An 11,580-nucleotide genomic window follows, 5' to 3' on the forward strand; every position below is an offset into this window, starting at 1 on the left:
ATGCTTTAGTTACGCGGTTCGCTCCCCTTTGTAATAAAATCTGTAAGCGATTTATAGTCGTCTTTCATGCGGGCATATGCTGTCCGGTCAAACTGATTGCGATTTGCGATGACTTTTAGGTTGGTCTCATCCATATAGAGTTTGTAACGGGGGCCGTTGAACGAGGATAGTATCGCTGTGTCACCCGACAAAACCAAAGTTTTACCAGCTTTTTGACTCCAATTTTTAACGTATTGGCCAATTGAGGCCGTTTTTGCCTTTGGAAAGTTTGCCGTTAAGGTACAGAGTGGGCCGATTTCATTGTATACAACGGTGGTTCTGGACAGATTGGGAACGTACTGGTCGAACAACTGTTTGCCGGATGCAAATAGGCCAATACATAGCATAGCTATTGCGATAAGGGTGTAATTTGTTTTCATGATTGATTTTTATTTTTACGAATGAAATAATAGGTGAGTAAACCGAATGCTAAGCTCATACTCAAGATAATGGCTGAGTGAAAGCCAAGAGGTTGTGTAAAATAACATAAGGCGAGTCCGACGGAGCCTGCAAATAATACACAGCACCAGCTTAAGGCTTGTTCTACAAGATTGTTTTCTTTTGGAAGGATCTCAGTAACGATCTCCAAAGGTGCATTCCTTTCAATCAATGTTTTGCGCAAACGATCGTTTAAGAATAGCTTGATAAGCTTGAGCAAAAAAGAGGAAGCGATCCAAATGGACAGCAAAACAGCAATCGCGTTGAGCGAGAAAAAAATTACTTCTTTATCTGCCATCACTGAAGTAGCTTGTTGCGCAGCCATCGTAGGCATCGTGTTGACCGTAAGCAGTATCAATGTTAAGTTCAAAATGCGTTTCATATCATTAATTTTATAGTACATCAGACCTACCAATCCAATTTAGGTTGCAAAGAATCTGTTTTTTTTATGATGGTGTTCATTTTTTGTCGATACCGGATGAGGGAGAGTATGGTCTGTATGCTGATTAAAGAAAGCGGTAGGAGGGCAAAGAAATAACGTAAAATATCGGGAAGCTGAATAAATAACGCAATAAATTGTTTCCCAAAGATAACAGCAGCAACTACAACCAATAGACCACCTAAACTTGCCGAAAGGAGGGCTGCCCAATGAATTGGAGCCTTTTTGGGCATTAGCATATCGACAATATAATCGGTTAGATCGGGATCAAAGCTTGCTATGGGTAATTCATGGATAGTCGAGTTGATCAACTGATAGTTTTCAAATTTGATTCTGCAGGCCATACAGGTAGAAATATGATCCATTTCCAATCTTGTTGTAGCGTCGGTGGAATCAGCAAGAGCTTGCAATTGTACTTCTGTTAAATGTATACTGTTCATAGTTCCTCTCTTTTTTGTGATTTGAGTAGAATGTCTTTTAATTGCTTACGTGCGCGAAACAAATAAGATTTTATGGTACCCTCCGGTAATTGTGTGATTTCTGAAATCTCCTGTAGACTTAGTTCCTGTTGATAATGTAAACCGATCAGTGTTTGATATAATGCGGAGAGCTGTGCTACAGCTAGTGCTATTGTCTGGCTGAGTTCACGGGCAAAAAGTCTATTTTCCGTTTCATTGGTAGCAGTATGTACCATTTTATAATCGGTATAGGACAAATCAGCATTTTCAAAAAAACTTTCCATCAGGATCGGCCGTTTTTTCTGAAGATAATGCAAGCACGTATTATACGTGATCTGTCCGATCCAGGTCGACAATTTGCTCTGAAAACGAAATTGTCTTAGATTATTGTGAACTTTAATATAAACATCCTGTATAATGTCCCGGCGGTCTGCTACGACTGGAATCATTTTGTAAACCAAATGGGCGACGAGCTTCTCATGATCAACGATAAGCTTGCGGAATGCCTTCGGATCCCGTTTGAGGATCTGAGAGACTAATGCCCGGTCTGCTTGACGTTGTATGGCTGTTTCTGTGTTCACGGATAAATAAGACCCATAAGTGAAATTTAGGTTGCAATAATTTAAAAATAACTAATTTAAATTATTTATTTAGTTGATTTTTAGTTGATTTTGTTATGATATTATTGAAATCGTATTCCCGGTGTTATGGCAGCCGCTATCGCTGCCGTAACACCGGGAATTGTGACTAAGGTATAATATTTTTTTTCCGCATCTCATCGAAAAGCCGAAAAAACATCTGCTCGGTATCAATGTACTCATGGAAACCGAATCTCCGTGCTTTGCTGCCATCTGCAAAAAAGTCGTAATCCCAGGAGAAGACAAAGTCGCCGAATGCCCAGGCCGAGACTTCCTGATAATTGTAATTTAATCCATGTTGTTTTTGGATGTCTTCCCATATATTTTCTTTATCGGACATCATCGTTTGCAGGTTTAGCGGGAGCGGCATATCGACTGCCATATCAAAATATTGAGCTATCTTTGGCCAGAGATCTTTCCAGCGGAACAAATCACCGTTATTAATATTAAAAGCCTGGTTGGCCGCTTGAGGTTCTGTTGCTGCCCATACAGTTGCCTTAGCTAATAAAGTAGCGTCCGTCATCTCGAGTAAGCTGTCGTATGCACCAATTTTGCCCGGAAAACGAAGTGGAATATTTAATTTTTTGGAAATAGTGGCATATACAGCTATCAGCAGAGCAAGATTCATTGGGTTACCCGGTGCCGTTCCACCTACAACCGATGGTCGGATAGCGGACCAGGTCCATCGTTTGCCAATTTGTTGCTGTTGCAGGTATTGTAGTTGGCTGCTATTAAATTCAGGTGGCATGATACCGGCGTCAGATTCTTTGGCCGGTGTTTTAAATGGACCAAGGTGCGCACCATAGACTTTATAGCCTTGCATAAGGCTAACATGTTGCAGGGATTTGGCGACGGGTTCAATAGCCGTTATTACATTGACCAACATCCTCAAATTAGGCTCGACCAATGCTGCCCAGCTATCTTTGTCCTGATAAGCTGCATAAAAGATATGCGTTACCGTAGTTAATGGACTTAGTTTGTTGACCGTGTCTGTTAAATCCAGTAAATCTACAGCGAGATAACGAACTGGACCATGATCGGTTCCACCACGGCGGGAGAGACCGATGATATCCCAGTTGCCAAGATTGCTAAGATGTTCAATAAGATTTGTGCTAATCACACCATTCGCACCCACAATCAATGCCGTATTTTTTATAGTTTCCATATGAATTGCTTTTTAAACAAAATTAGTGTTGCTTTGAATCGAAGAGCGGTAAAAATCGGCTATAATTTTGTAAATTTCTGGAATGGAACGCTATCGACAATTTGAACCTATCCTGATCTCGGAATTTAAATCCAGCGCTTGGACACATCCGGAGCACAATCACAATCACTACGAACTTATCTTTATTGTGAGCGGGGAAGGAACTCATGTGATCAATGGCTATGCCATACCTTATCAAAATGATGCTGTTTTTTTTATCGGACCAGAAGAATATCATTATTTTAATATCAAACAAGAGACGCATTTTATTTATTTAAAATTTACCGATGCTTACATCTATCGAACTACAGCCGAATCGGGTAATTTAACCCGTCAATTGGAGTATTTAATTAAAAGCAGGGAAACTCATCAGCATGGATTCCCACTTCTTGCAGCTGATCTAAAAACTGTTCGCCTGTTGTTTAATGTGATTGCGTCTCTAAAACACGATATCTTTGCTAATCAGGATTTAATATGGCATCAGCTGCTCAGCGTTTCAATGCTGCTGGCAAGAAATATGCCTGAATTACAAACGGATGGTGCTGGAACTCGCGATCTACAGGCCATGTTTTGTTATATTCACAAAAATATCTATACACCCAATCTGTTGCGGTCTCAGATAATGGCCCCGCATTTCAATATCGCTGCTGATTACTTAGGTACCTATTTCAAACGTCATGCTGGTATAACCATAAGGGCATATATACACCAATATCGGAATACACTTATTCGGCAACGTATTGCTGCCGGACGAATGATTTTAAAGGAAATTGCTGATGAATTTGGATTGACAGATGTCAGTCATCTGACCAAGATCTTGGGGAAAGAGGTTTAAAGAAAAACAAAAAAGCCAGCAAAAACATTTAAGTTTTTTGCTGGCTTTGTTATGATACAGTCTTAGATAGGATTAAGTATAGACTGTGCGATGGTTGTTATCGCAGACAAGTCATAAATTTGCTGTCGAGCTGCATTTATCATGTATACCCAGTTAATTAATTACAAGGTATTTTCTTCTTGCCAGCACCAACACCTTTAATCACGGTTCTACCATCAACAAGTTGGGTCACTTTCACAGAATTGCTTTGTGTACCATTCCATGGGAAAGTATTGAATGCATTACCATTCGTTAATACAAGTGGATACAACTCACCGCCAGAAGTCTTGCTACCAAACATGGTCACCTGGCCAGTTCTGCTGATTACAAGTTTAATCAAGGGCTTTGTTGCTGTGCCTCTTAAGTCATAGATGTTACCGACTCTTTTATTTGTTTCAACGTCGGTTCCCTCATATTTGCTTCCATCAGCAAACTGAATATTTTGAGCTGAAGAGGCACCCGCATTTTGGAACTGAATTTCCTGCGTTGCCAATTTGATACCGTTTACTTCCATATTGAAAGCATTGTCCAATTCAGTAATATCAAATACAAAACCATAGTCTGCCACAGGAGCAGTGAAGGTGTTGGAGATCATACTTCCATTTGCATAGAATGTACCATCTTTCATAATTCCTTTTCTGCGACCAGAACTGGTTTCAGGATAGCTCCAGTTTAAGCCATCACTTGTTACGTTCTGTGTGCAGGTTTTGAAATTAAGTTTGAGGTCATATTTTAGTCCCGGATTGATCTTCACATTAGGAATAGTAACATTTGATTTTGTTTCACCGTCAATGGTCATCGTTCCTAAGTTAAGTGTTCCGCTGCTAGTTCCAGGATGGATCAATAGGGAAGGAGCACTAACCACTGTGCGTAAACCGATACCTAAATTTGGAAATTGAGCCGATACACCAGTTTCGTTTAGACCATTGTAAGTAAGAGCCTCATTTGCTAATTGGAAGTTCGCAGTTGAATGGCTTGGTTTGAACACTGCATTTTCAAGTCTGGTAATTGCACCCGTCATGTTCGGATCCATTGTCAAAGTCGTGACGATCTGACTGAAGCGGTGTTTTAATACAACATTCAGGTTGTTTACACCTGTATTCAACGTTAGGTTACCCGTGAAGAACATTAAATCTCCGCTAATGTTGTCTAAACTTGCCGAAGAAAGTTTGTTTTGGTTATTAATAGCGGGTACTGTGCTTGTACTGTTGATGGAATAAGCAATGAAGGTATAAGTTTTTCCTGCGTCAAGAGCGATACCTGCTGCAGTTGATTCACCGCCGTAGCTGTAGATCTTTTCAGTAACGTAGTTACCTTGGCTGTCATAAACAACAACTTTATACTTGACATCTTTATCCAGTGGTTTTTCAGCTACTTGTGCAGCTGCAACTTTGGGGCTCGATGAGGCAACTAACCCTCTTTTAACGGCAGCCGCTGAGTTGTTTGTCAGCACAACATCAATGGAGCATCCGTTGCCAAAAGGGATGGTCATTTCCTGAACATCTGATGTATTGTTCGAAGCTAAAGACGCTTTTGTAGACCCCTGTTTTTGACCAATAGCATTACCCTCATCCTCCATATAAGCTTCAACACCCTGTAGGTTGATCTTTACGACTGTTTCTCCTGTTAAATCTGTGGTTTCACCACTCTTCTTACACGAGTAAAGGCTAGAACCTGTTAGTATAATGGACGTTAGTATTAGTATATTTTTTAGATTACGATAAGATTTTAAATTCATGTAATTCGCTTTTTATGTAATGGATTTCTTTATTTTAATGTAATTTTATGCTATTATGGGCTTTTAACAGTATCCCGAAGAATATGTTGATAATAGCTGTGTGTTGTTTTGATGTGTCAGTAATAGATAATGATCGTGGCAAATATTTTTTTTCTTGCGCAAAATTAAATGGAACTTTTTGTTTAAGAAGTATTGTTGGGTGGATGAAGTTTTTCTTGTAGAGAAACATCTACAGTGAGGCAGCCAGTGTGATTATTCGCTATATTGATGGACTAGTTTGCTGTCAAAAAGCTTTGTAGCCTATAAAATCTTATAATTTGCACTTGCTGTACAAAAAAATGGATGCTTATTGAAAATCGAAAAAAACTTTAATTTGGCCTCCAAAGTTTTATTGTTTTACCGGCTTCAACTTATTGGCAACTACGGCGTAAATCCGATCTATCGGAGCACCCGCGTCCATTTTTAAAAACTTGATAGATAAGGTCAGTATAAAACAAATAATGTATTGGATTTTAAATAATTATTTAAATGCTATTACCTTTTGAACCCTATAATCCAAAATGGAAAAAACAATTTGAGTCCATTAAACTAGAGCTTCAATTCCTGTTGAAATCCCTCAACCCTCAAATTGATCATATCGGCAGTACTGCGGTGGAAGGTCTTTCCGCGAAGCCAATAATTGATATACAGATTGGGCTTGGGAACGAAACTGATCTGGACCGGTTACCCGCTCTATTGAAACTACCAAATATTGTTTACTATGAAAAATATAATCAGGACTGGCCAGAACGCCGATTTTTTATATTATTGAAAGAACCTTTGTATAAAATCAACGTTCCAGATATTGTAAAAATAGCGGATGATATACCTGCCATCTTACATGATCATGACCTTCGTATCGCACATTTGCATGCATTTGTAAAAGGTTCGTCAGATTGGACAAGACACCTCGCATTACGCGACTATCTAATCGCACATCCGGCGATACGGGAAAGCTATCAGGAACTTAAGGAAAAATTAACCCAACTCGACTGGAGGGATGGAAATGATTATAATAAGGGAAAAGATCTATTTTTAAAAGCGCAGGAAAAAATCGCTTTGGCATGGCACAAGGGGAGGATGCAATGAGAAGAAGAGCGCATGAAAGTGGCAACCTTATCACATACCTAGCATCTGATCGGAGGAAGATATGACAAACAAATTAAAAGAAATAGCAAGCGGGCTTGCTGGTACGAAAAAATTAAATGACTTTGTTGAATATGCTGGTGTGGCAGCTGCTATAGAAACGGTGGCAGGCAATATTTATACTGGAATCAGCATTGATACGGCTTGCTCTATGGGTTTTTGTGCCGAGCATAGCGCGGTTGCTGAAATGCTGAAACATCATGAATTTCACATCAGGGCATTTGTTGCGGTGGATGCTGCGGGAAATGCAGTGCCTCCCTGTGGACGTTGTAGAGAATTGATAAGTCAGCTTGCCAAGACTAATCTGGATGCAATCGTGGAAGTGAAAAATGGGGTATTCAAATCCTTAAAAGAATTATTGCCTTTTGACTGGAAAGAAGATCTCGACAGGAATTGGTGATTTTCAGGAGGATACCAATCAGTATATATTAACTAATGAGTAGAATAAAATGGGAAAAATAGGATCAGATTATAAAACGATAAATTTAGCGGACTGGAAGCGAAAGGAGCACTTTTCGATCTATCGTAGCCAGATGAAATGTGGCTTTAGCCTAACGACAAAAATTAATATCACTAACCTACTTCCTTTTATAAAGGAAAATGGCTATAAATTTTATCCTGTCATGATTTACCTAATTACAAAAGCCGTAAATAATCATGATGCTTTTAAGATGGCAATGAAGGAAGGGAGGCTCATTGTCTGGGACTATGTAAATCCGATATATACTGAGCTGCATCCGGAAACGGAAACTTTTTCAGCGCTATCGACTGTATACGATGAGGATTTTGCAGCGTTTATGGCCAATTACAATCGCGTAGCCGAACGCCATGGCGACGATTTACGTTTTTTCCCGGAGACACCGCCGGAGAATCATTTTAATATTTCGGCAATTCCCTGGATTAATTTTGATAGTTTTAATCTCCATATTGCCGACTTCACAGATTATTTTGCACCTTCTTTTACAATTGGAAAGTATCAGCAACAAGCTGATGAAATCTTAATGCCCATCGCAATTCAGGTGCATCATGCGGTCTGTGATGGAATACATGTTGCTAAATTAATTGCGACACTGGAAGCCTATTGTAAGGAGATCGGGACGCTCATTAAATTTCAGGGATAAATCGGGGAAATCGCCTTGTTCAGAATAGTCCATTCCTCCGGCTTTTGCCTGTACTTCGGACTGTTTTGTTTTTTGGCAATAAACAAATGCTATGTCAATGAAAATACGACAATTAACACAATCGGATATTCCTGAGCTGCTGCAAACTATTAATGGAGCTTTTAAGGATTATATTGTTCCATTTCAGCTCGATATAGAACAATTGCGACAGAAAATCAGAACGGAAGATATTCAGTTAGCTTGGTCTGTTGCCGTGTTTACGGAGAACAAACTTGTCGCATTTATGATGCATGGTCTGCGGGAGATAGATTATCAGCTTGTGGTCTATAATGGTGGAACGGGTGTACTGCCTGAATTCCGGGGACATGGGTTAGTCGGAAAAATGTATCATTATCTAATTCCTTTTTTTAATGAGAATAAGGTCAGACGGATTGTTTTGGAAGCAATAGAAAGCAATGAAGCGGCCATCCGGGCCTATATGAAAAATGGTTTTTCGATCAACAGACAATTGCTATGTTTCAATGGTACGATTCAGCCAGTTACGGTGAGCAATGTAGCGAGAATCCAGCCGCTGTCTAATTTCTCCTGGCAGGAATTTCAATCGTTTTGGGATATTTTACCCAGTTGGCAAAGCGCAGCACAGAGTATGGATCGTTTGCAACCCCGTGCATTAGGAGCCTATATCGACGACAAACTTGTGGGTTACATTCTTTTTACCTCTGAAAACAATCGGCTATATCAAATCGCTGTAGCACCCGAATATCGGCGGAAAGGAATTGGAACGCAGCTTTTTCAGACGCTTAAAGAAGAAATGCCTGCGGAAAAAATAAGTTTCAACAACGTTGATGCGAAAGCGGAAGATGTGAAATTATTTTTGGAAAAACAGGGACTGGTCAATGGCATCAATCAAGTTGAAATGATAAAGCTGCTATAAACCAGGTGCTCGCATGTCAAATGTGGTTTTTCTTGGCATTTGACCAAACAATAACATCTAGTTGTGAGTATATAAGAGACAATCGGTATGATATTATACAAAAAGTTAGCGAACGAACTGGTCCAATTAGCAGATGATGATCTCCTATTACGGAACGAACTGGCCGAGAAGGGGGAACTTCAAAAGGGCTATCATCCCGCAATGGCGGTCGTTCACCGTGATAACGCGAAGCGATTACGGGAGATAATTGCCGAGATAGGTTACCCCGGTATTTCAAAAGTAGGAGCAAAGGCCAGTGAGGCGGCATGGTTAATTGTACAGCATGCCATCTCAGAACCCGATTTTATGCAACACTGCTATCAATTGATGATCAATGAAAAAGAAGACATCAACCCTGCTCATATAGCCTATTTATACGATAGAATACATTATTTTAAGGGCAAAGCACAGCGTTTTGGAACACAACTGACCGCTGATGGTAGAATCTATCCGGTCGAAGACAAAGCGAACCTCAATAAACAACGTTTGCGGATGAATCTACCTGAGCTTTCCCAGATGAAACTTGATACAGTGTATGATTTAGACCAGCTGGCGACTTTGGATCAGCAGGATATGGATTATACAATCTGGCGAAAGGAAGTAGGCTGGCTATAGTTCTTTTTAAGCAAGGCAAATATTTCACCATCCACGAAACGCCCCTTCTCAAAAAAATAGTCATGGAGAATTCCTTCGGAAACAAGATTCATTTTTTCCAGCAACCTACGGGAAGCTAAGTTGTCCGGGTCAATAAAAGCCTCTATTCGATTGAGTTTATAGCTTTCGAAACCAAAAGAAATAATAGTGGAAATCGCTTCTGTCATCATGCCCTGTTGCCAGAAGTCAGGATGAAGTTCATAGCCGATCTCTGCACGAAAATGCTCGGTGGAAAAATTATGAAAACCACAAGAACCAATGAGCTGATCTGGGTTGTCCTTTAAGCAGATTGCCCAACGGATGGCTTTTTTTTCCAGAAAGTTTTTCTGCCAGGTTTTTACAAGCTCATAAGCCTCGTCCAGATGCTGGAATGTTGGTAAATCGAAATATAATGTTACCTCATCTTTTGAAAAATAAGAAAATAGCGCGGGAGCATCTGCATCTTGGATTTGACGTAAATAAAGACGTTCTGTTGTTAAAATTGGGAAAGTATCGGATATCATAACAGTAAAAATAATAAAATAGCTTCAAAAGCAGCGTGATGATTTCAAAAGTGGCATTGAAACTTCAATATATCGTTTGCTGATAATGAGTTTAAACAGATTATTTTTCAAATATTACTGTTCTAAACTAAACTTTTTTGATTATCAGGGGTTATTTTTAACGAAACAATTCATCATAGATCATTATTTTAATATGAGTACATTTTCAATAAAAGCGTTCGGAACTGAGGCACCGACGGCAGACTTAAAACAACTGGAGGTCGAACGTCGTGCGGTAACGGCAAGAGATGTAGAAATTGATATTCTATATTGTGGTGTTTGTCACTCTGACTTACATACGGCTCGCAATGAATGGGGTGGAACAGTTTACCCCAATGTTCCCGGTCATGAGATCGTGGGACGGATTACAAAGGTAGGCTCCGATGTAACGAAATTTAAAGTCGGCGATCTTGCTGGTGTTGGCTGCATGGTTGACAGTTGTCGGGAATGCGAGAGCTGTAAAGAAGGATTGGAGCAATATTGCGAGAATGGAAACATCCAAACGTACAATGGCCATGATAAGCATTTGGACAAACAGACCTTTGGGGGATATTCGGAGCGTGTCGTGGTAGATCAGGATTTTGTGTTACATATTCCCGAAAACCTAGATTTAGCTGCAACTGCACCGCTACTTTGTGCAGGTATCACAACATATTCACCGTTACGGCATTGGAAGGTTGGTCCTGGGCAAAAAGTAGGCATCGTGGGCATTGGTGGTTTGGGACATATGGGGGTAAAAATCGCCAAGGCAATGGGCGCATATGTCGTCGTGATAACAACTTCTGAAAGTAAAGTAGCGGATGCCAAACGCCTGGGGGCAGATGAAGTCATTTTGTCTACCGATCAGGAGCAGATGAAAAAAAATGCTGGTACTTTGCATTTTATTTTAGATTGTGTCTCCGCGCAACACGATATCAATGCCTACTTAAGCTTATTGAAACGCGATGGTTCACTGACACTTGTCGGTGCTCCTGAACACCCATTGCCAGTTGCTCCATTTAGCTTAATCCCTACACGTAAAAGTTTCTCCGGATCGATGATCGGCGGAATTGCCGAAACGCAGGAAATGCTGGATTTCTGCGGAAAGCATAACATCACTTCAGATATAGAATTAATACGTATGCAAGATATCAATCAGGCTTACGACAGATTGTTAAAAAGCGATGTGAAATATCGTTTTGTTATCGATATGGATAGTTTAAAAAACAACTAAACCAGCGTTTTTTCCTGGGGTTTATTTTATTAGTGTTATCAAATTAAACAGTTGGAGCTCGACG

General features: G+C 40.0%; 14 protein-coding genes. 7 read left to right on the forward strand and 7 right to left on the reverse strand.

Annotated elements, in window-relative coordinates:
* Positions 1-5 precede the first annotated feature (5 nt).
* From ACK8HY_RS04215 to ACK8HY_RS04235, 5 genes are all read right to left on the reverse strand, one after another.
* The gene (locus ACK8HY_RS04215) at positions 6-419 is read right to left on the reverse strand and encodes a hypothetical protein (protein ID WP_077435015.1); all 414 of its coding nucleotides are present in this window, start codon (positions 417-419) and stop codon (positions 6-8) included.
* On the reverse strand, positions 416-859 hold the full coding sequence (locus ACK8HY_RS04220) for a hypothetical protein (RefSeq protein ID WP_139351068.1): 444 nt from the start codon (positions 857-859) through the stop codon (positions 416-418). The genes ACK8HY_RS04215 and ACK8HY_RS04220 overlap by 4 nt, the downstream gene beginning before the upstream one ends.
* Before the next feature lie 26 nt (positions 860-885).
* Entirely contained in the window at positions 886-1,356 is a 471-nt protein-coding gene (locus tag ACK8HY_RS04225) for a hypothetical protein (protein ID WP_077435011.1), read from the reverse strand.
* Positions 1,353-1,955 carry an RNA polymerase sigma factor gene (locus ACK8HY_RS04230; RefSeq protein WP_416132878.1) on the reverse strand — a complete coding sequence of 201 codons (603 nt, stop codon included), beginning with the start codon at positions 1,953-1,955 and terminating at the stop codon, positions 1,353-1,355. Before ACK8HY_RS04230 ends, ACK8HY_RS04225 begins: the two co-directional genes overlap by 4 nt.
* A gap of 166 nt (positions 1,956-2,121) precedes the next feature.
* Positions 2,122-3,177 carry an SDR family oxidoreductase gene (locus tag ACK8HY_RS04235; protein WP_416132879.1) on the reverse strand — a complete coding sequence of 352 codons (1,056 nt, stop codon included), beginning with the start codon at positions 3,175-3,177 and terminating at the stop codon, positions 2,122-2,124.
* An 82-nt stretch (positions 3,178-3,259) separates the two neighbouring features.
* Here ACK8HY_RS04235 and ACK8HY_RS04240 point away from each other — a divergent pair, with 82 nt between their 5' ends.
* Positions 3,260-4,051, forward strand: coding sequence for a cupin domain-containing protein (locus ACK8HY_RS04240; RefSeq protein ID WP_077435005.1), 792 nt, complete (start codon positions 3,260-3,262; stop codon positions 4,049-4,051).
* Positions 4,052-4,208: 157 nt separating this feature from the next.
* Here the strand turns inward: ACK8HY_RS04240 and ACK8HY_RS04245 are convergent, their stop codons facing one another.
* A complete protein-coding gene (locus ACK8HY_RS04245; protein WP_416132880.1) occupies positions 4,209-5,828 on the reverse strand; it encodes a hypothetical protein in 1,620 nt (539 codons plus the stop codon).
* 528 nt (positions 5,829-6,356) lie between these two features.
* Here ACK8HY_RS04245 and ACK8HY_RS04250 point away from each other — a divergent pair.
* The 5 genes from ACK8HY_RS04250 (at position 6,357) to ACK8HY_RS04270 (ending at position 9,722) form a co-directional block, all read left to right on the forward strand.
* On the forward strand, positions 6,357-6,956 hold the full coding sequence (locus ACK8HY_RS04250) for a GrpB family protein (protein WP_416132881.1): 600 nt from the start codon (positions 6,357-6,359) through the stop codon (positions 6,954-6,956).
* Between the two features lie 61 nt (positions 6,957-7,017).
* Positions 7,018-7,413, forward strand: coding sequence for a cytidine deaminase family protein (locus ACK8HY_RS04255; protein ID WP_416132882.1), 396 nt, complete (start codon positions 7,018-7,020; stop codon positions 7,411-7,413).
* A 49-nt stretch (positions 7,414-7,462) separates the two neighbouring features.
* Entirely contained in the window at positions 7,463-8,134 is a 672-nt protein-coding gene (gene catA / locus ACK8HY_RS04260) for a type A chloramphenicol O-acetyltransferase (protein WP_416132883.1), read from the forward strand.
* A 97-nt stretch (positions 8,135-8,231) separates the two neighbouring features.
* Positions 8,232-9,068 (forward strand): GNAT family N-acetyltransferase, encoded by an 837-nt coding sequence (locus ACK8HY_RS04265; protein WP_175992001.1) that lies wholly within the window; start codon positions 8,232-8,234, stop codon positions 9,066-9,068.
* 87 nt (positions 9,069-9,155) lie between these two features.
* Positions 9,156-9,722, forward strand: coding sequence for a DUF6624 domain-containing protein (locus tag ACK8HY_RS04270; RefSeq protein WP_077434993.1), 567 nt, complete (start codon positions 9,156-9,158; stop codon positions 9,720-9,722).
* On the opposite strand, the gene ACK8HY_RS04275 is transcribed toward ACK8HY_RS04270, so the two are convergent.
* On the reverse strand, positions 9,686-10,264 hold the full coding sequence (locus tag ACK8HY_RS04275) for a GNAT family N-acetyltransferase (RefSeq protein ID WP_077434991.1): 579 nt from the start codon (positions 10,262-10,264) through the stop codon (positions 9,686-9,688). The genes ACK8HY_RS04270 and ACK8HY_RS04275 overlap by 37 nt on opposite strands.
* Before the next feature lie 193 nt (positions 10,265-10,457).
* On the opposite strand from ACK8HY_RS04275, the gene ACK8HY_RS04280 reads away from it, so the two are divergent.
* Positions 10,458-11,516 (forward strand): NAD(P)-dependent alcohol dehydrogenase, encoded by a 1,059-nt coding sequence (locus ACK8HY_RS04280; RefSeq protein WP_077435919.1) that lies wholly within the window; start codon positions 10,458-10,460, stop codon positions 11,514-11,516.
* Positions 11,517-11,580: the final 64 nt, after the last annotated feature.

The organism is Sphingobacterium sp. NGMCC 1.201703, from assembly GCF_047784615.1.
In the GTDB taxonomy this organism is placed as follows: domain Bacteria; phylum Bacteroidota; class Bacteroidia; order Sphingobacteriales; family Sphingobacteriaceae; genus Sphingobacterium.